This window comes from Micromonospora sp. NPDC003816, assembly GCF_042874705.1.
Classification (GTDB): Bacteria; Actinomycetota; Actinomycetes; order Mycobacteriales; family Micromonosporaceae; genus Micromonospora.
Genome location: NZ_JBIANP010000006.1, coordinates 49,805 through 68,925, shown reverse-complemented (window position 1 = coordinate 68,925; position 19,121 = coordinate 49,805). Strand labels below are relative to the sequence as shown.

General features: G+C 72.6%; 18 protein-coding genes and 2 tRNA genes. 7 read left to right on the top strand and 13 right to left on the bottom strand.

What is annotated here, in order from left to right; all coding sequences use genetic code 11:
* Nucleotides 1–132: 132 nt before the first annotated feature.
* Both ACFYTT_RS20255 and ACFYTT_RS20250 read right to left on the bottom strand, forming a co-directional pair.
* Nucleotides 133–525 carry a WhiB family transcriptional regulator gene (locus tag ACFYTT_RS20255; protein WP_131054846.1) on the bottom strand — a complete coding sequence of 131 codons (393 nt, stop codon included), beginning with the start codon at nt 523–525 and terminating at the stop codon, nt 133–135.
* 196 nt (nt 526–721) lie between these two features.
* The gene (locus tag ACFYTT_RS20250; RefSeq protein ID WP_131054847.1) at nt 722–1,432 is read right to left on the bottom strand and encodes an SOS response-associated peptidase; all 711 of its coding nucleotides are present in this window, start codon (nt 1,430–1,432) and stop codon (nt 722–724) included.
* Nucleotides 1,433–1,534: 102 nt separating this feature from the next.
* Here ACFYTT_RS20250 and aroA point away from each other — a divergent pair, with 102 nt between their 5' ends.
* The 4 genes from aroA (at nt 1,535) to ACFYTT_RS20230 (ending at nt 5,847) form a co-directional block, all read left to right on the top strand.
* Nucleotides 1,535–2,836, top strand: a complete 1,302-nt coding sequence (gene aroA / locus ACFYTT_RS20245) for a 3-phosphoshikimate 1-carboxyvinyltransferase (RefSeq protein WP_131054848.1) — start codon at nt 1,535–1,537, stop codon at nt 2,834–2,836.
* The gene (rsgA, locus tag ACFYTT_RS20240) at nt 2,806–3,930 is read left to right on the top strand and encodes a ribosome small subunit-dependent GTPase A (RefSeq protein WP_387261092.1); all 1,125 of its coding nucleotides are present in this window, start codon (nt 2,806–2,808) and stop codon (nt 3,928–3,930) included. Before aroA ends, rsgA begins: the two co-directional genes overlap by 31 nt.
* 64 nt (nt 3,931–3,994) lie before the next feature.
* The gene (gene hisN / locus ACFYTT_RS20235) at nt 3,995–4,798 is read left to right on the top strand and encodes a histidinol-phosphatase (RefSeq protein WP_131054850.1); all 804 of its coding nucleotides are present in this window, start codon (nt 3,995–3,997) and stop codon (nt 4,796–4,798) included.
* Between the two features lie 59 nt (nt 4,799–4,857).
* The gene (locus ACFYTT_RS20230) at nt 4,858–5,847 is read left to right on the top strand and encodes a hypothetical protein (protein ID WP_176095155.1); all 990 of its coding nucleotides are present in this window, start codon (nt 4,858–4,860) and stop codon (nt 5,845–5,847) included.
* Here the strand turns inward: ACFYTT_RS20230 and ACFYTT_RS20225 are convergent.
* The gene (locus ACFYTT_RS20225) at nt 5,802–7,004 is read right to left on the bottom strand and encodes a glycosyltransferase (protein WP_387261088.1); all 1,203 of its coding nucleotides are present in this window, start codon (nt 7,002–7,004) and stop codon (nt 5,802–5,804) included. The two genes, ACFYTT_RS20230 and ACFYTT_RS20225, sit on opposite strands and share 46 nt — an antisense overlap.
* A gap of 391 nt (nt 7,005–7,395) precedes the next feature.
* Between ACFYTT_RS20225 and ACFYTT_RS20220 the strand changes: the two genes are divergently transcribed.
* A complete protein-coding gene (locus tag ACFYTT_RS20220; protein WP_176095157.1) occupies nt 7,396–7,968 on the top strand; it encodes a DUF5709 domain-containing protein in 573 nt (190 codons plus the stop codon).
* A gap of 73 nt (nt 7,969–8,041) precedes the next feature.
* Here ACFYTT_RS20220 and ACFYTT_RS20215 read toward each other — a convergent pair whose 3' ends face one another.
* Together ACFYTT_RS20215 and macS are read right to left on the bottom strand one after the other, a co-directional pair.
* Nucleotides 8,042–8,686, bottom strand: coding sequence for a response regulator transcription factor (locus tag ACFYTT_RS20215; protein WP_131056433.1), 645 nt, complete (start codon nt 8,684–8,686; stop codon nt 8,042–8,044).
* 14 nt (nt 8,687–8,700) lie between these two features.
* Nucleotides 8,701–9,825 (bottom strand): MacS family sensor histidine kinase, encoded by a 1,125-nt coding sequence (macS, locus tag ACFYTT_RS20210; RefSeq protein ID WP_387261085.1) that lies wholly within the window; start codon nt 9,823–9,825, stop codon nt 8,701–8,703.
* A 116-nt stretch (nt 9,826–9,941) separates the two neighbouring features.
* On the opposite strand from macS, the gene ACFYTT_RS20205 reads away from it, so the two are divergent.
* Nucleotides 9,942–10,412, top strand: coding sequence for an ATP-binding protein (locus ACFYTT_RS20205; protein WP_176095159.1), 471 nt, complete (start codon nt 9,942–9,944; stop codon nt 10,410–10,412).
* A gap of 15 nt (nt 10,413–10,427) precedes the next feature.
* Here ACFYTT_RS20205 and ACFYTT_RS20200 read toward each other — a convergent pair whose 3' ends face one another.
* From ACFYTT_RS20200 to ACFYTT_RS20175, 6 genes are all read right to left on the bottom strand, one after another.
* Nucleotides 10,428–11,261 (bottom strand): phosphoribosylaminoimidazolesuccinocarboxamide synthase, encoded by an 834-nt coding sequence (locus tag ACFYTT_RS20200; protein WP_131056425.1) that lies wholly within the window; start codon nt 11,259–11,261, stop codon nt 10,428–10,430.
* Nucleotides 11,262–11,336: 75 nt separating this feature from the next.
* Nucleotides 11,337–11,579, bottom strand: coding sequence for a hypothetical protein (locus ACFYTT_RS20195; RefSeq protein WP_387261082.1), 243 nt, complete (start codon nt 11,577–11,579; stop codon nt 11,337–11,339).
* 145 nt (nt 11,580–11,724) lie between these two features.
* Nucleotides 11,725–11,798 (bottom strand) — tRNA-Met (locus tag ACFYTT_RS20190).
* Between the two features lie 152 nt (nt 11,799–11,950).
* A tRNA-Met gene (locus tag ACFYTT_RS20185) sits at nt 11,951–12,024 on the bottom strand.
* A 143-nt stretch (nt 12,025–12,167) separates the two neighbouring features.
* The gene (locus ACFYTT_RS20180; protein WP_357210618.1) at nt 12,168–15,167 is read right to left on the bottom strand and encodes a UPF0182 family protein; all 3,000 of its coding nucleotides are present in this window, start codon (nt 15,165–15,167) and stop codon (nt 12,168–12,170) included.
* 189 nt (nt 15,168–15,356) lie between these two features.
* The gene (locus ACFYTT_RS20175) at nt 15,357–16,370 is read right to left on the bottom strand and encodes a PDZ domain-containing protein (protein WP_131055852.1); all 1,014 of its coding nucleotides are present in this window, start codon (nt 16,368–16,370) and stop codon (nt 15,357–15,359) included.
* Between the two features lie 114 nt (nt 16,371–16,484).
* Between ACFYTT_RS20175 and ACFYTT_RS20170 the strand changes: the two genes are divergently transcribed.
* On the top strand, nt 16,485–17,807 hold the full coding sequence (locus tag ACFYTT_RS20170) for a zinc-dependent metalloprotease (RefSeq protein ID WP_131055854.1): 1,323 nt from the start codon (nt 16,485–16,487) through the stop codon (nt 17,805–17,807).
* Nucleotides 17,808–17,868: 61 nt separating this feature from the next.
* On the opposite strand, the gene ACFYTT_RS20165 is transcribed toward ACFYTT_RS20170, so the two are convergent.
* Both ACFYTT_RS20165 and ACFYTT_RS20160 read right to left on the bottom strand, forming a co-directional pair.
* Nucleotides 17,869–18,489, bottom strand: coding sequence for a hypothetical protein (locus ACFYTT_RS20165; protein WP_176095161.1), 621 nt, complete (start codon nt 18,487–18,489; stop codon nt 17,869–17,871).
* A 31-nt stretch (nt 18,490–18,520) separates the two neighbouring features.
* Nucleotides 18,521–19,042 carry a M48 family metallopeptidase gene (locus ACFYTT_RS20160; RefSeq protein ID WP_387261078.1) on the bottom strand — a complete coding sequence of 174 codons (522 nt, stop codon included), beginning with the start codon at nt 19,040–19,042 and terminating at the stop codon, nt 18,521–18,523.
* Between the last annotated feature and the right edge of the window lie 79 nt (nt 19,043–19,121).

Sequence of the window (19,121 nt, the reverse complement as noted above, 5' to 3'; positions counted from 1 at the left end):
TGTCCGGGCACCACCACCGCCGGTCGGTCCGCAGGTCGGCGTGCCTCGTTCCCGCCGACGCCGTCTGGCCGGCTCCGGGGCGGGACCGTCGCGTCCGACGACACGGCGTCCCGCTCCGGACCGGCTCATCGATCAGCTCAGCGGCACCAGGGTGAGCAGTCGATCACGCACCGGCGGACCCGCCTCGCTGGCGGCGTCCGGATCGGGTTGGACCTCGTCACGCCAGGCCACCAACATCGCCCGCCGCTCGCGGGGTGTGGTGCCACCCCACACGCCGTGGCAGTCGCCCACTTCCAGCGCCCAGGCGAGACAGGAACCCTGCACGTCACAGCTGTTGCAGAGTGCCACCGCCGCGTCGGCCGGCTCGTTCGGTGCCGGAAAGAACGTCTCCGGATCGACGCTCTGGCATGTCCCCCTGGTACGCCAGGCTTCGTCTTGTCGCCGCTCGTGCAGCGCCCTCAACAGTCGTGGATCACGCCGTGCGGCGGCCACCTCGTGCGGACGGGGCATACGCGCCCGTGTCATCCACCCACCTCCCCCGTGGGACCAGCAATATCGATGAGCATCGTTCACAGGACGCGAACGACACCCACCACCGGCGCTGTGTTCTATCGCATTTACTGGCACGGGGACAAGTGTCTGCCGGGAAGTTGCCAGAAAGAGCCCTGCACCTTTCACCCGCAACTGCGGCAAATCACTCCCGACAATATGCGGGGTGCAATCAGAACAGGGTCGCCTCTTCCGGGCCGGCCGGGGACGACAGTGGCACCCGGGCGGTCAACCGGGGACCGTCGTTGCGGACGTCGCCGACCGCCGGCCCCACCGGGCGCACCTCCAGCCCGGCCAGCCACTCCGGTGCCGGCGGGACCAGCAGCTCCGCCGGCTCACCTCCCCCGCCCAGCCAGGTCGCCCACCGCTCCGGCGGCAGCAGCAACGGCATCCGGTCGTGCACCTCGGCCAGCTCACCCAGGGCGCCGGTGGTCACCACGCTGCACGTCATCAGCGGGTCGTCGGGGCCGCCCCAGACCGACCAGATGCCCGCGAAGGCGAGCACCGACCCGTCGCGTGGGGTCAGATAGAACGCCTGCTTGGTGCCGTCCGGTCGACGGACCCACTCGTACCAGCCGTCGGCCGGGACCAGGGCCCGACGGCGGGCGAAGGACGGCGCGTACGCCCGGCTGGTGGCGACCGTCTCGGCGCGAGCGTTGATCATGCGTGCGGCGCCGGCGGGCGACCGGGACCACGGCGGCACCAGCCCCCAGCGGGCCAGACAGAGCACCCGGTGCCCCTCGGAGCTGACCCGCACCAGCGGCACCGGATCGGTCGGCGCCACGTTGTAGTCGACCGCCAGGTCGCCACCGGTCTCGTCGGCGGACTCGAACAGCCCGCTCAGGTCACCGGAGCTCCGGGTCGTGGCGTACCTCCCGCACATGTCCGACACGCTAGCGCGCCACCGGCCGGGCGGCTGTCCCGTTCATCGGGAGTGGGAAACGGCGAGGTCCGCCGACGCCCGGCACACGGCAGAATGGGAACCGTGGGGAACCTGACCGCGACCCGGCCGCTACAGCCGTGGACCGCCCCGACGGCCAGCGATCCGGTGTCGGCGTCGCTACGCCTGCCCGGGTCCAAGTCGATGACCAACCGGGCCCTGGTGCTCAGCGCGCTGGCCACCGGCCCCTCGACACTGGCCGCGCCGCTGCGCGCCCGCGACACCGAGTTGATGGCCGGTGGGCTGCGGGCGATGGGCGCGCACGTGTCGATCGCCGACGACGAGCGCTGGTTGGTCCGGCCGCACCCGCTGGTCGGCCCGGCCCACGTCGACGTCGGCCTGGCCGGCACGATCATGCGGTTCGTACCGCCGGTCGCCGGGCTTGCCGACGGCCGGGTCACCTTCGACGGCGACCCGCACGCCCGCACCCGGCCGTTGGGCCCGCTGATCGAGGCGCTGCGCTCGCTCGGCGTCCGCATCGACACCACCGGTCCGGGCAGCCTGCCGCTGGCCGTCCTCGGCACCGGGCGGGTGACCGGCGGCGAGGTGGTGATCGACGCCTCCGCCTCCAGCCAACTCGTCTCCGGCCTGCTGCTGGCGGCCCCGCGCTTCGACCGGGGCCTGGTGGTACGCCACGTCGGCCCGCCGGTGCCCTCCGCGCCCCACCTGCGGATGACCGTGCAGATGCTGCGCTCGGCCGGCGCGGCAGTGGACGACAGCACGCCGGACGTGTGGGTGGTCGAACCGGGCCCGTTGACCGGGCGCGGCTGGCAGATCGAGCCCGACCTCTCCGGCGCGGTGCCGTTCTTCGCCGCCGCGCTGGTCACCGGCGGCGAGGTGACGCTCCAGGGCTGGCCGGGCAGCAGCGCACAGCCGGTGGAGCGGCTCCGCTCGCTGTTGCAGCAGATGGGCGCGGAGGTCGCGCTCACCACCGAGGGGCTCACCGTACGCGGCACCGGGACGGTCCACGGGCTGCGCGCCGACCTCTCGGACGTCAGCGAGCTGACCCCGGCCCTGACCGCGCTGGCGATGCTGGCCGACTCCCCCTCGGTGTTCACCGGCGTCGAGCACATCCGGGGGCACGAGACCGACCGGCTGGCCGCGTTGGCGCGGGAGTTCGCCGCGCTGGGTGCGGACGTCACCGAGGCGTCCGACGGGTTGGAGATCCGCCCCCGACCGCTGCGGGGTGGCGTGTTCCACACCTACGATGACCACCGGATGGCGCACGCCGCGGCGATCACCGGCCTGGCCGTCCCCGGCATCGAGTTGAACGACGTGGCGTGCACCTCGAAGACCATGCCCGAGTTTCCGGCACTATGGTCGGCGATGGTGACCGGCAAGAGCTGACCGACGACGGAGGGGCGGACCTGGCGACCAAGCGACGCGAGTACGACGAGGACGACGTCCGGGTCCGGCCCGGCAAGTCCTCGCGTCCGCGTACCCGCACCCGCCCCCGGCACGCCGACGCCCGGGACGGCTTCGTCTTCGCGGTGGACCGGGGACGCTACACATGCGTGCTGACCGGAGCCGGGCCCGACGACCCCACCGTCACCGCGATGCGCGCCCGCGAGCTGGGCCGCAAGTCGGTGGTGGTCGGAGACCGGGTGGCCCTGGTCGGGGACACCTCCGGCGCGGCCGGGGCGCTGGCCCGCATCGTCCGGATCGCCCCCCGCCACTCGGTGCTGCGGCGGACCGCCGAGGACGACGCCAGCACCGCCGAGGGGCGGCTGGAACGGGTGGTCGTCGCCAACGCCGACCAGCTCGTGATCGTCAGTGCGCTGGCCGACCCGCCGCCGCGTACCGGGTTCATCGACCGCTGCCTGGTGGCGGCCTACGACGCGGACATCGAGCCGCTGCTCTGCCTGACCAAGGCCGACCTGGCCGGGCCCGAGGCGGTGCTCGACTACTACACCGAGCTGGAACTGCCGTACGTGCTGATCCGGCCGGACTCGCCGCTGGACGCCCTCCGCAGCCTGCTCGCCGGCCGGGTGTCGGTGCTCGTCGGGCACTCCGGGGTGGGCAAGTCGACGCTGGTCAACCGACTGGTCCCGGAGGCCGACCGGGCGGTCGGCACGGTCAGCGCGATCGGCCGGGGGCGACACACCTCGACCAGCGCGGTGGCGTTGCGGCTGCCTGCCCTGCCGGGCGCCGCGGACGACCCGGGCTGGATCGTGGACACGCCGGGCGTCCGCAGTTTCGGGCTGGCACACGTCTCGGCCGAGAGCCTGCTGCACGGCTTCCCCGACCTCGTCGAGGCCACCGCCGACTGTCCGGCCAACTGCCCGCACACCGCCGACGAGGCCGACTGCACGCTGGACGCCTGGGTGGCGCAGGGGCGGGCGGATCCGCGCCGGCTGGCCTCGTACCGCCGCTTGCTGGCCTCCCGCTCCGGCGACCTGGAGCCACGCGGCGAGGTCGAGCCGCGCGGGCACCCGGAGTGAGCCGCGCCCAGGTCACGACGGCCCGGCGGGACCGGCCGCGACCGGCCTCGCTACCGTGTCCGGCATGACCGGGTACGCCGACGATCTCGCTCTCGCCCACCGGCTCGCCGACGCCGCCGACGCCATCTCGGCGGCCCGGTTCCGCGCGCTCGACCTGCGGGTGGAGGCGAAGCCCGACCTCACCCCCGTCTCCGACGCGGACACCGCCGTGGAGCGCGCGATCCGGTCGCTGCTGACCGCGCACCGGCCGGACGACGGGCTGCTCGGCGAGGAGTACGGCGCGTCGCCGGCCGCCGGCACCCGGCAGTGGGTGGTGGACCCGATCGACGGCACCAAGAACTTCGTCCGGGGAGTGCCCGTCTGGGCCACCCTGATCGCCTTGCTGGAGGACGGCCGACCCGTCGCCGGGCTGGTCTCCGCACCGGCCCTGGGCCGCCGCTGGTGGGCGGCTACCGGCACCGGGGCGTACGCGGGCCCGGACGCCGCCTCGGGCGAACCGATCCGGGTCTCCGCCGTCGCGGAGCTGGCCGACGCCAGCTTCTGCTACTCCTCCCTCAGCGGCTGGGAGGAGGCCGGTCGGTTGGCGCCGATGCTCCAACTGATGCGGGACACCTGGCGCAGTCGCGCCTACGGCGACTTCTACGGTTACATGCTGCTGGCCGAGGGCGCACTGGACGTCATGGTCGAACCCGAGCTGTCGCTCTGGGACGTGGCCGCATTGGTACCCATCGTGACCGAGGCGGGGGGTACCTTCACCGATCTGGCCGGTCGACCGGCCCCCGCCGGAGGCGAAAACAGCGCGGTGGCCAGCAACGGAATACTGCACGCCGAACTCCTCGACAGGCTCGGTCGGCCCGCCGCGCACTGACGTCCGGTTACCTCTATCCTCGCCAGGTGGCTACCTCGGGTTGGTGTTTTCTCGCGGCGATGATCGTCGCGTACGGCGTTGCCAACCTGTTGCAGTCGGTCGCCGCAGCCCGCACCACAGTGCAGCACACCTTCGATCCCGGTCTGCTGCTGCGCCTGGCCGGACACCGCGCCTACCTGATCGGCCTGGTCTGCCAGGTGGGCGGCTTCGTGCTGGCCTTCCTGGCCCGCCGCGACCTGCCGCTGTTCCTGGTGCAGGCCAGCGTGGCGGCCGGGCTCGGGGTCACCGCGATCCTCGGTGTCCTGGTGCTGAAGTGGCGGCTGCCGGTGGCCGAGGTGGTGCTGCTGCTCCTGCTCTTCGCCGGGATCACCGCGTTGGTGCTCGCCGCCCAGCCGGCACAGTCCAAGCCCCTCGGCACCGCCGGGATGATCGCCCTGCTGGTGACGCTCGGCGTGATCGCGGTGCTGGGTTTCTTCGCGGTCCGGCTACGCGGCGCTCCCGGCTCGGTGGCGCTCGGCTCGCTGGCCGGGCTGGCCTTCTCCGCCGCCGCGATCGCCGCCCGCCCGTTGGCCTCCGCACCGACCTGGGACGCGTTCCTCGCCGACCCGCTGCTCTACGTGCTGGTCGGGCACTCCGTGGTCGGGCAGCTGCTGCTCGGCCTGGCGATGCAGCGCGGCTCCACCACGGCGGCGGTGGCCGCGATGGACGCCGCCGGGGCGGTCCCCGCCGCGATCGTCGGGCTACTGCTGCTCAACGACAAGATCTGGCCCGGCCGGGAGTGGCTGGCCGGAGTCGGTTTCCTGGTCACCCTCGCCTCGGTCATCGGCCTCACCCGGTACGCCGAGCCGCAGCACCACCACGCCGTCGCTCAGGAGACCTCGCGGGCGGTCGTCGCCGGCAAGCCGCTGATCGGGCCGCAGCCGAGCCGGGCACGCCCGGGCGGCACGGACGGGCCGATGCCGCACCCCGCCGCCCAGCTCTCCCCGACCGGCTCCGGTCTGGCTCAGGCCGCCTCGACGGGCCTGCGCCGGCCGACCACCCGCTCGTAGAGCCGTTCCAGGGCGGAGGCGGTCCGCTCCCAGGTGTAGCTGCACCGGACCCGGTCCACCGCCGCGTGCCCGTACGCGAACCGGCCCGCGTTGTCGGTGAGCACCCGACGCAGCGTCATCCCCAGCGTCCGGACGTCGCCCGGCGACACCAGCTTGCCGGTCACCTCGTCCACCACCGCGTCGGCGATGCCGCCCATCGCGTAGCCGACCACCGGCACCCCGCAGGCCATCGCCTCCAGCGACACCCGTCCGGCCGACGAGTAGTGCGGGGTGCAGGCGACCACGTCGGCCGAGCGGTACCAGGTGGCCATCTGCTCGTGCGGCACGGCGCCCACCAGGTGCACCTGCTCCCCCACGCCGATCCGCTCGGCCATTTCCCGCAGCCGACGGGCCTCGGTGTGCTGGGCCAGCCCCTCGGCCGGCGGGCCACCGGCGATCACCAGTTCCGCGTCGCCCACCAGGCGCATCGCGCGGATCAGGTCGTCCTGCCCGTGGCCTGGGGAGAGCCCGCCGACGGAGAGGATCCGGGGACGCTGGTCCCGGGGTGCCGCCTCGCCGTCGGGGTGGAACCGGTCGATGTCCACTCCGGTCGGCACCATCGCCACCGAGCTGCGTTGCAGGCCCATCCGGGTCAGCTCGTCGACCTCGTCGTTGCACTGGGCGACGGCCATGTCCACCGCCCGGGTCAGCGCCCGTTCCAACGGGATGCGGGTGCCCGGCCCGTCGTACTGCGAACCGAGGTGGCGGAGCTGCTCCATGCCGAGGGAGTGGAACGTCTGCACCACCGGGATGTCGGTCTCCCGGACCGCCTGCGCGGCGGCGAGTCCACCGACCCAGTAGTGGCCGTGCACGACCTCCGGCGTCCAGTCGCCGGACCACCGGTCGGCCAGCCACTGGCCGAACGCCGGCACGTACGGCACCAGCTCGGCGGTGGGGATCGGGGTGATCGGACCCACCGGGGCCCGTTCCATCCGGTACCCGTCGACGAGGTCGCTCTCGGCGACCTCCGGATCGTCCCGTCGGGTGTAGACCCGGACGTCGTGGCCTCTCCCCGCCAGTTCGGCGGCGACCCGTGCGATGTGCTGGTAGGTGCCGACGACGTTACCGTCGCCGGACGGCGGCGAAGCGGCGTGGGCGCAGACGAGGCCGACGCGCATGGGTCACCTCCATGCGGATGGGGCGGTGGTCTCCGGTCAGAGCGTCCCATTAACCGGGCTCCGACGAGCCGAAACATGGCAGATCCCCTGGTGTCCGGCGCGCATGACCCGGACACCAGGGGGTACCGATGAGGAATGCCCCTCGCCCGAAAGCTCGCCGAACCGCCACGGCACCGGCCACGGGCCGCCCTTGATCACGCCCGATCCCGGGTCGAGTGGTATCGGAGTGCACCGGAAGCCACTCGATCCTGCATCGAGCGCGACCGTGACGCCGTTCGCGGCACCCCGCCACCACCCGCGTCGATTCGCCGCGGTGGCCCGCCAGCGGCGGCTGCCCGAACGACGCGGACGTGACCGGTTACGGCCGGAGGGCAACGGGTAGTGGTCAGTCATGCGCGACGACGAGTACCCGACCCCCCTGTCCGACCCTGAGGCCGACGGCCTGCCGGACACCGCCGACGACGACTCGACGGCCGGTGACGACGTGCTGACCGGCCGGGAGGCGGACGGCCCGGCGCCGGCCCAGTTGCCCGGTGACCGGACCCCGGTGGCGGTGGACGAGTTCGGCACCACCGCCGAGGAGCAGCTCGACGGCGAGTCGCTGGACTACAAGCTCGGCCGGGAGCGGTTCGAACTGCCGGTCGACGACCCGCTGGCCGGTCCGGTCGACCCGGACATCGCGGCCGAGGCGGACAGCCGGGAGCAGGCGGCGCAGGCGCAGCTCGACGCCGACGTGATCGATCCCGGCCCGACCTCCGACCCGAACTCCCCGGTGTCGCTCTACGACCACGACCGGCTGGGCACGGTCGCCGACGCCACGGTGGGCCGACTGGTCGAACCGGACGAGGGCACGCACACCGACCAGGAGACCGACTCCATCGCGTACGACGCGGGAGCGGCCGGTGGCGGAGCCAGCGCGGAGGAGTTGGCCGTGCACGAGACCCGGCCGCCGCACTCGGTCTGAGTCCCGCTCACGACGTCACTGCGCTGCGTGCCGCCGTACCTGCTGTGCCTGATGGTTCGCTCGCTGCGCTCGCTCATTCGTCCAGGCCGCGTTCGATCGCGTACCGGGTCAGTTCGACCCGGTTGTGCAGTTGCAGCTTGCCGAGCGTGTTCTGTACGTGGTTCTGCACCGTCCGGTGCGACAGTCCGAGCCGCTCGGCGATCTGCTTGTAGGACATCCCCTTGGCCACCAGCCGCAGCACCTCGGTCTCCCGGTCGGTGAGCCGGGGTGCGGTGTCCTGCGTACCGGCGGGAGCCTGTTCCCGGACGGCGGCCAGCCGGCGGTACTCGCCGAGCACCAGCCCGGCCAGGCCCGGCGTGAAGACCGGCTCACCGGCGGCGGTCCGGCGGACCGCGTCCAGGAACTCCGCCAGCCCGGCCGACTTCAGCAGGTAGCCGGTGGCGCCGGCCTTCACCGCGTCCAGCACCCCCTGCTGCTCGCCGCTGGCGGAGAGCATGAGCACCCGCACCTCGGGCCGTTCCGCCCGCAGGCCCCGGATCACCTGCACACCGGAGATGTCCGGCAGTTGCAGGTCGAGCACCACCAGGTCGGGGCGGGCCGCGGCGATCACCCGGACCGCCTGCCGGCCCTCCCCGCAACTGGCGACCACCTCGTGGCCGGCCTCGGTGAGGTCGCGGGCCACCCCTTCCCGCCACATCGGGTGGTCGTCGACCACCATCACGCGTACGCCGTTCACGATCCCCTCCTCGGCACGGTGAGCTCGACCTCGGTGCCGGAGCCCGGGGTGGAGTTGATCCGGGCGGTCCCGCCGAGTTCGGCGAGCCGGCCCTGAATCGCGTGGGTCACGCCGAGCCGGCCCTGGGCGGCGGCCTCGGCGAGTCGTTCCGGGGTGAAGCCCGGTCCCTCGTCCCGGATCGACACGGTGACCGCCGTCCCCTCGTCCTCGACCAGCACCCAGGCACGTCCGTCGCCGTGGCGGGCGACGTTGTCCAGCGCGGCCCCGATCGCGGCGGCCAGTTCGCGGGCCACCGGCGGGGCCAGCGGCACCGGGGTGGCCGGCGCGGAGAGCGACACGCCGCCCGAGGCGTACCGGCCGAGCAGCGCGCGCAGGTCCACCGGCGAGTCCACGTCGTCGACGGACATCGGGCCGGTGCCGGATATCAACATGCGCAGCGCCGCCTCCTGTTCACCGGCCAGCCGGGCCAGTTCGCCGGCCTCGCCGTCGAGTCGCTCGCCGCGCCGCTGCACCAGGGCGAGCACCTGGAGCACCGAGTCGTGGATGTCACGGGCCAGGCGTTCCCGTTCGCGGTTGGCGGCCTCGATCTCGACCGCCCGCTGCAACCGCTCCCCGGCGGTCACGGTGAGCCGGGCGACGTGCCCGACCACCACGCCGGCGAGCAACATCAGGATCGCGCCGTTGATCGCCGTGGGGGTGGCCATCCCCCGGGTGGCCAGGTCGGTGGCGCCGACGACCAGCGCGGCCAGCGCGCCGCGTCGCCGTCCGCCGCAGACCGCCCAGGCCAGCACCGGGCCGCTCAACCAGGCCACCGCCATGGTCGGCAGGCCGGCGTCCAGCGCGTCGCGGCCCATCACCCAGGGAGTGGCCAGCAGGATCGCCACCACGACGCCGAGATCGGCCAGGAGCAGCGGCCAGCCGCGCCGGGCCGGAGCGGCGTAGCCGATCGCGGTGACGCCGGTCCAGACCGCCATCGCCAGCACCAGCACCCCGGCGAGCAGAGGGTGGGCGTAGCGGTCCGCGTCGCGCAGCACGACCACGCAGACGTACGCCAGCGAGGCCACCCGGAAGACCGCGACGGCCCGCCAGAGAGGGAGTTCGAAACCACCGGGGGCGGACACGCCCGTCACCATGCCACAGCCTGTGTGACGGGTCCTCGCCGATGCGGTCCCACGAATCCTGACGTACGGTGGTAAAAGCCGCTTAAAGCTCTGCGATCTCCTGTCGGGACGGGGCCATGACGAACGCAGAACCCCGCACACCGCGTACGGTGGTGCCCATCGAACACACCCTCCTGATCGCCGACGCCTTCGACCAGGCACAGGTGACCGAGCTGCGGCACTCGGTCGCCTCGTGCGTGCGTGCCGCAGGGCTGCGCGACGACCGCCTCGACGACTTCGTGCTCGCGGTCAACGAGCTGATCACCAACGCGGTCCGGCACGGCGGAGGGCGGGGCTGGCTCCGGCTCTGGCGGCAGTCGGAACTGGTGGTGTGCGAGGTCTCCGACCACGGTCAGGGCATCAGTGTGCAGCGCCTCGACGACCGCAGCCGGCCGGCGCCGGAGACCGCCGGCGGTTGGGGACTCTGGCTGGCCCGCGAGCTGACCGACGCGATGGACGTGGAGACCGGCCCGGAGGGCACCACGGTCCGCATCACCTCCGCGACCCTCCCCACCGAGCAGCACATCGGCCGGCACCGCAGCGAGTGACGACCGGCGCCGGGGTCACTCCCAGCGGTTGCCGGTGATCTTCTCGTAGACGTCCACGTAGCGGGCCCGGGTCGCCTCGACCACCTCGTCCGGCACCTCGGGCGCCGGTTCGCGCCGGTCCCAGCCGCTGCCCGCCGCCCAGTCCCGCACGTACTGCTTGTCGTAGGAGAACTGCGTACGGCCCGGCTGGTACGACTCGGCGGGCCAGAAGCGGGACGAGTCCGGGGTGAGCACCTCGTCGGCGAGGACCAGGGTGCCGTCCGCCGCCCAGCCCAGCTCGATCTTGGTGTCGGCGACCAGGATGCCGCGCTCGGCGGCCAGCTCGGCGCCCCGGCAGTACACGTCGATGGTCAGCTTCCGCAGCCGCTCGGCGGTCTCCGCGCCGACCTCGTCGACCACCTCGGCGAAGGTCATCGGCTCGTCGTGCTCGCCCATCGGCGCCTTGGTCGACGGGGTGAAGATCGGCTCGGGCAGGATGGACGCCTCGCCCAGCCCACGCGGCAGCGCGACGCCGGACACCGCCCCGGTGCTCTGGTACTCCTTGAGGCCGCCCCCGGTGAGGAAGCCGCGGGCGACGCACTCCACCGGGACCATCCGCAACCGGCGGCACCGGATCGCCCGCCCGGCGAACTCGGCCGGCACGTCGGTGGCGGAGATGACGTGGTGCGGCACCAGGTCGGCGAGCTGCTCGAACCACCACAGCGACAACGCGGTGAGCAGCTTGCCCTTGTCCGGGACCGGAGTCGGCAGCACCACGTCGTAGACGGAGATGCGATCCGAGGCGACCAGGATCAGGTCGTCGCCGTCCGCGTAGACGTCCCTCACTTTGCCCGAGTGCAGAAGTTCCACGCGGACAAGTAGACCACGCCCCGGACGCACCACCGTGCCGGGACCGCAGCGCGCGGGAGGCGCTGCGGAACCCGTTCAGCGCCGCCGGTTACGGGTGAGCCGCACCAGCAGCAGGACGACCACGGCCACCACCGCAAGGCAGCAGAGCAGGCCCAGGAAACCGAAGAAGCCGCCACCGCGCCCACGCCGCCGGGCGGCCTCCACGACCAGTTCCCCGGGGCCGGTCGAGGCCCACGCCGCGACCGGCACGAACACCGCCAGCACGACCGTTACCAGGAGCGTGCCGAGCCGCCCCCACCACTTGCCGATTGAAGACATGGCCCCATCCTCGCGGAGGTCCGCAACCCCTGCCGGGGAACAGCGCACCGCCGAGGCGGGCCCACCGGCCGACGGACGAAGGCCGGAACGGCAGGGATCGGAAACGACGAAGGCCCCGGGAGATCCCGGGGCCTTCGTCGTGCAGTAGCGGGGACAGGATTTGAACCTGCGACCTCTGGGTTATGAGCCCAGCGAGCTACCGAGCTGCTCCACCCCGCGTCGGTATGTGACAACCCTACCCCATGCGGTACGAGCCGCACCGACCACCCCACCCACCCCCGAAGAAGGTGTTCCGGCACCGGTCGGGACGGGCCGCCGCACTCCGGACAACGAGAAAGGCCCCGGGAGATCCCGGGGCCTTTCTCGTGCAGTAGCGGGGACAGGATTTGAACCTGCGACCTCTGGGTTATGAGCCCAGCGAGCTACCGAGCTGCTCCACCCCGCGTCGGTAGATCCACCGTAGCGCACCACCCCGCCCCGCCGCAAAACGACTCACAGAACACCGTGGGCGACCGGTGGGCCCGGACGCCGAAGGGCCCGCGGCGGCGACGGATCGCCGGCCCACGGGCCCTGTCGGAACGTGCTTCGTCAGCCGGTCGGTGACGGGCTGCCGGTCGGTGCCGGACCGTTCGCCCCGGCCGCCTGCTGCGCCTGCTGGAACGCGGTCAGTGCCTCGTCCAGCGTCTTGAGCGCCCGGCCGTACCGCTCGAAGTCACCGGACGCCTGCGCGTCGCGCACCTCGGTGATCGCCGCACGCACCCGGTCGGCGGCGACCCCCAGGTCGCCGGTGAGCGGCGGCGCCTCGGTCGGCGTGGGCGTGGGCGCCGGCTCCTCGCCGCCCGGCGGCGGCTCCTCGCCTGCGGGCGGCTCCTCGGCGGCCGGCGGCGGGTTGCCGGCCGCCGCCCGCTTGCCCTGCTCCACGAGCTGCCGGATGCCGTCGGCCGGGTTGTCGGCCAACACCACGAACGAACCACCGTCGCCGTACGAGAGCAGCACCTTCTGCAACAGCGGGTACGCGTCGGTCTGGTTGCTCTTCACGTAGACCGGCTCGACGTAGAGCATGCCGTTGCCGAACGGCAGCGAGAGCAGGTTGCCGTACTGCACCTGGGCCTGGTTCGAGGAGAGCAGGTTCAGCTGCTGCCGGATGTTGGCGTTGTTGGTCATCTGCTGGTGCACCTGCACCGGGCCGGAGACCCGGGTCTGGTCGGGCAGTTCCAGCACCTGCAACCTCGGCCGCCCGTCCTGGTACGACGCCGAGATCAGCGCGGCCAGGTTCTGCCGGCCGTTCGGGGTGACCGCGCTGGTGAGCTGGAAGGTCGGCTGCTCCTGCCCGGGCATCTGCGTGTAGAGGTAGTACGGCGGCTGCTTGACCCCGCTGTCCGGCGCGTCCGGCACATTCGGCACCTGCCAGAAGTCCTGGCCGGAGTAGAAGTCGCCGGGGTTCGTGACGTGGAACCGGGTCAGCAGGTTGCGCTGCACCTTGAACAGGTCGGCCGGGTAGCGGAAGTGGTCGGCGAGCGCCTGCGGGATCTCCTCGCGCGGCGTGATCAGGTCACCGCCGAATGCCTTGTTCCACGCCTTGAGCACCGGGTCGTTCTCGTCGAACTCGTAGAGCCGGACCGTGCCGTCGTACGCGTCCACGGTCGCCTTGACCGAGTTGCGGATGTAGTTGACGTTCTCCCGGGCCAGCTGGATGGTGCCCCGGCCGGTCAGCTCGTCGGTGGTCTCCTGCTGGAGGTTGACCCGCTCGGCGTACGGGTAGGTGGCCGAGGTGGTGTAGCCGTCCACGATCCACTGCACCCGGCCGTCCACCACGGCGGGGTACGGGTCGCCGTCGAGCGTCAGGAAGGGCGCGACCTTCTCCACCCGGTCCCGGGGGTTCCGCACGTAGAGCAGCTTGGAGTTGTCGTTGACCGCCTCGGAGAGCAGGAAGTTCGGCTCCTGCTCCTTGATGGCGTAGAGCAGCCGCCGGGAGAACGACCCGACGTCCACGCCGCCCTCACCGGTGTAGGTGTAGTACGACTCGCGGCCCTCGCCGCTCTCGCCGGCCGGCCGGTCGAACTCCGCCGGGTTGGCGTCCTCGCTCGGCTTGCCGACGATGGCGTAGTCACCGTCCTGCATCCGCTCGCCGTAGTAGATCCGGGGCTGGCTGGCCGGGATCTGGTCGGTCGGCGAGGAGCAGGACTCCTGCGACCGCTCGCCGAGGAAGCCGGAGACGAAGAAGGGCTGGCCACCGCAGACGACCTGGTTCGCGGGGGCGGCCACCACGCCGAACCCGTGGGTGTAGACGGTGTGCCGGTTGATCCAGTTGCTCTGCTGGGCGGTCAGCTCGCCGTAGTTGATCTCACGGACGCCGACCACGTAGTCCTGGGTCTTGCCGTCGACCGTGTACCGGTCGATGTCCAGCTTGGGGCCGAAGTCGTAGAAGCCACGGACCTGCTGGAGCTGGGTGTAGGTCTCGCTGACCAGCTGCGGGTCGAGCAGCCGGGCGTTGGGCACCACCGAGGTGTCGGTGGCCAGGTTCTCCGACGGGGTCAGGTTGCTGGCCGAGTACGCCGAGTTCTCGGCGATGTCCAACCCGTACGAGGCTCGGGTGGCGTCGATGCTGCGCTGGATGTACGGCGCCTCCTTGTCCCGGGCGCTCGGCTTGACCTCGAAGGTCTGCACCGCCCAGGGGTAGATGCCGCCGATCGCCACCGCCGAGACGCCGAGCAGCGCCAGCGAGATGCCCGGCCAGACCAGGTTCCGCATCCAGGCGTTGGAGAAGACGATGATCGCGATCGCCACCACCACGGAGATGTAGGCGAGGATCTCCTTCGCCGGCAGCAGCGCGTTGATGTCGGCGTACCCGGCGCCGTAGACACCGACGCCGTCGTTGTACTCCAGCAGCATCGACCGCCGGTCCAGCACGTACGCGACGGCCTTGAGCAGCACGAAGACCGCGACCAGCGAGCTCAGGTGGGCGCGGGCCGCCCCGCTCATCCGGTCGCCGACGCCCTGCAGGCGTACTCCGCCGAAGAGGTAGTGCACGGCCAGCGAACCGATCAGCGCCAGCACCACCGCGGTGAAGCCCAGCCCGAGCAGGAAGCGCCAGAACGGCAGCTGGAAGACGTAGAAGCCGACGTCCACACCGAACTCCGGGTCCTGCACGCCGAAGTCACCGCCGTGCAGGAAGAGCAGCCACTGGTTCCAGCGGCTCTGTGCGGACAGGCCGGCGAAGAGACCCACCACCACGGCGGCGGCGGCGATCCAGAGCCCGAGCCGGGGGCCGAGCAGCATCCGGTAGCGCTCCAGCGTCGCCTGCTCCGGCGAGTGCGGACGCATCCGGGGGCGCAGCCGCTGCGCCAACCAGAGGTTGCCACCGACGATCAGACCCATCGCGACGGCGGCGGCCAGGAACAGCAGCAACCGGGTGACGATCACCCCACGGAAGACGGAGGTGTAGTCGACCTCGGAGAACCAGAGCCAGTCGGTCCAGGCCTGCACCCCCCAGCCGAGCAGGGTGAACAGGACGAACACTCCGATCAGCACCCCGATCGTGACGCGTCCGCGTCGGCTCATCCTCGGCAGGGGGCTGCTGCTACGCATGACCACTGTTGGCTCCGCACGCTCGTTATGATCGGCTCCGACCAGGCACCCAGAGTACGGGGTGTTCCTGAATGCGTTGTGGCAGGTCGCGCCGCGCAGCCGACACCCGGCCCGCGAGCGATCGCACCGACCCGAAGTCGGCCCAGGTCAAGAGCGTGGTCCCGGCGGGACGCCGGGTCGGTCCGGCGGTCAGCAGAGCGTCGGTTCGCCCCCGGCACGCAGCGTCTCCATCGCGCTGAGCGCCTCGTCGAGCGAACCCACCCGGACCAGCGGCAGGTCCGGCTGGCGGTTGGACACCGCCTCGGCGCAGTTGGCCGCCGGCACCAGGAACACCGTGGCGCCGGCCCGCTTCGCGCCGACCAGCTTCTGCGGGATGCCGCCGATCGGCCCGACCTGGCCGGAGTCGTCGATGGTGCCGGTGCCCGCGATGACCCGGCCGCCGGTCAGGTCCTCCGGCGTCAGCTTGTCGATGATCCCCAGGGCGAACATCAGCCCGGCGCTGGGCCCGCCGATGTCCTGGAGGTCGAAGGAGAGCGTGAACGGGTGCGGCTGCTGCTGCTCGATCTCGACCCCGATCCGCGGTCGGCCGTCCTGCTCCTGGGTGGTGATGGTGTCGGTGCGGGCGGCACCGTCTCGGGTGTACCCGACGCGGAGCGCGGTGCCCGCCGGCTTCGCCCTGACCAGCTCGGTCAACCGGCCGGCCAGCGGCACGGGCTCCCCGTCGACCGAGGTCACCACGTCACCGGGACGCAGCACTCCGGCGGCCGGTCCGTCGGCGGCGACGGTCTTGATCACGACCTGCACCTCGTACCCCAGCTCCCGCAGCGCGGCGGTCTCCGCGCTGGTCTGCGAGACCTGGAAGTCCTCGGCGTTGCGCTGCTCGACCTCCTCGCGGGTCTCGCCGGGCGGGTATACCAGCTCGCGCGGCACCACCGCCTGGTCGTCGGAGAGCCAGCCCTGGATGGCCGAGCGCAGCTTCACGGTCGGCTGCACACCCACCGTGGTCAGCCGCAGTTGCCCGGCCGAGTCGGAGGTCTCCCCGCCGGTGACCTGGATCACCTCCTTGCCGTCCTCCTGCCCGAGCGTGTCCACCGTCGGACCGGGACCGAGCACGACATAGGGGACGGGCGCGCCGAGCACCCCGATGCTGAGCAGAGCGGTGAGCAGAGCACCGAGGAGGACGGTCACGCCACGTCGTCTCATGCGCCAGAGCGTACCGAGCCGGTTCTCGGCCTCCGGGCGGCACGACGACGACTTCGCCCTCAGCGCAACTGCGGTGACGGCGACCAGGGGCACGGCGCGCGTACCGTAGAGCTCGTGCCTGATATTCCGTTCGGTTTCGCGCTCCCGGGTGGGCAGCCGCCCGACCCCAACGACCCCGCGCAGATGCAGCAGTTCATGTCGCAGTTGCAGCACCTGCTCTCCGCGCCGGGCAGCGGGCCGGTCAACTGGGATCTGGCCCGTCAGGTGGCGGCCAGTCAGCTCGCGGCGGCGGGCGACCCGGCGGTCTCGCCCTATGAGCGCAACGCGGTCGATGAGGCGCTGCGCATCGCCGACCTCTGGTTGGAGCCGGCGTCGGCCCTGCCCTCCGGCATCAAGACCACGGTGGCCTGGAACCGCAACGAGTGGATCTTCAAGACGCTGGACGTCTGGCGCAAGCTGTGCGACCCGGTGGCAAGCCGGATGGTCGGCGCGATGGGCGACCTAGTGCCGCCGGAGGCGCGCGCCCAGCTCGGCCCGATGCAGTCGATGGTGGCCACCCTCGGCGGTGCCCTCTTCGGCGGTCAGCTCGGTCAGGCGCTCGGGTCGCTGGCTGCGGAGGTGCTCTCCGCCGGTGACATCGGCCTGCCGCTCGGCCCCGCCGGGACCGCCGCGTTGATCCCGGCCAACATCCGGGGTTACGGCGAGGGCCTGGAGCTGCCCGAGGACGAGGTACGCCTCTACGTCGCCCTGCGCGAGGCGGCCCACCAGCGACTCTTTGAGCACGTGCCGTGGCTGCGCGGGCACGTCCTCACCGCCGTGGAGACGTACGCGGCCGGGATCCGGGTCAACCGGGAGGCGATCGAGGAGGCGATGGGTCGGGTCGACCCGACCGACCCGGAGTCGATGCAGGCGATCGCCCTGGAGGGCATCTTCACGCCGGAGGACACCCCGGCACAGAAGGCGTCACTGGCCCGCCTGGAGACCGCTCTCGCCCTGGTCGAGGGCTGGGTCTGCCACGTGGTGGACGGTGCTGCGGACGGCCGGCTGCCGAACGTGGTCTCGCTCGGCGAGGCGTTCCGTCGGCGGCGGGCGGCGGGTGGACCGGCCGAGCAGACCTTCGCCGCCCTGGTCGGGCTGGAACTGCGCCCTCGCCGGCTGCGTGAGGCCGCCGCGCTCTGGGCGGCGCTCACCGAGCACCGGGGCATCGCCGGACGGGACGCCCTCTGGGGCCACCCCGACCTGCTGCCGTCCGACGCCGACTTCGCCGACCCGGTGGCCTTCGCCATGGCCGACATGGACCTGATGACCGAGCTGGAGAAGTTCGACTTCTCCGCTCCGGGCGGCCCGGAGGAGAAGATCCCGGGCGAGGTCGAGGGCAAGGGCCCGGACGGCCCGGAACGCCCCGACGACACCGAGGGCGACGACCGCCGCTCCTGACCCCGCCGCACGCGAGCATCGCCGGTCCGGCCTCAGCCGGACCGGCGGTGTGGGTCGCGCGTCAGCCGGTCCGGTCGGCGCCGGTGAGCAGGGCCCGGGTGTGTTCCCAGCCGTCCAGCGCGAGGTCGAGCCGGGCCAGGTCGGCCGGGCCGCGTAGCCGGTGCCAGGACGGGGTGACCGCGAGGTCGCCCGGCTCGGGCGCCGCCGCGCGCACGGCCGCGGGCACGGCGCTGTCCAGATCCAGCGCCGGCAGCCAGGAGGGTACGGGCAGCCGGACCGCCGCGCCGAGCAGTCCCGGCACACCACCCTCGACCGGGGCGAGTGCCACCGGCCGACTGGTGAGCGGGCGCAGGAGCTTGCCGACGGTGAGTCCGGGCAGGTCGGGGGCGTCCCCGGCGACCACCGCCGCCTGCTCGTAGCCGTCGCCGGAGGCATCGAGGGCGGCGAAGACGGCGTTGGGCGTCGGCTCGGGCACCTCGTACACCGTCGTGCCGGGCCAGATCACCTCGTCGGCCAGCCGGCGGTCCGCCGGGGTGACCGCCACCGCCGTGTCGACCTCGTTGAGCATGGCGAGCAGGTCCACCACGTCCTCGGCGAGCGCGCGCCGCCAGTCCACCGGGTCGATGCCGGGTGGCGTCCAGGTGACCGGGGCGAGCAGCGCCACCACCACACGTCGGGCCATGCGTCGACCCTACCGCCGGGCGGCGGACCGCTCAGGGCGCGCCGCCCACCGCCGCGACACCCTCCAGGTAGCCCCGGGCGCGTTCGGTCTTCGGGTACCGGCCGACCAGCGCCCAGAACTGCGCGTTGTGGCTGTGCACGATGAGGTGGACGAGTTCGTGCAGCAACACGTAGTCGATCACCCACTCCGGCATCTCCTGGAGCCGGTGGGAGAGCCGGATCGAGCGGTCCGCCGGGGTGCAGGAGCCCCAGCGGCCGTTCTGGTTGCTCACCCACCGGACGCTGGCCGGCACCGCCTGGTCGCCGTACTCGGTCAGGTACAGCTTGATCAGCCGGCCGGCCCGCTCCACCAGTTCGGCGTCGGAACGGGTGAGGCGCCCCTCGCGGGCGGCGAGCCGGGCGAGCATCCGGTCGACCCACTCGCTCTCCTCGGCCCGGGAGAACTGGTCGGGGATGAGGACGACGACCCGCTCACCGTCTCGGTAGGCGGACACCGTACGTCGCCGACGCTGGCTGCGCCGTACCTCGACGACAGGCTTCCGCGCCCCCGCCATCAGTGGACCGCGCAGCCTCGGTTTGCTGTCACGTTGGCAAGCTAATGCGTTGTGACCAGGGGTCCGCAAGGGTCAACCC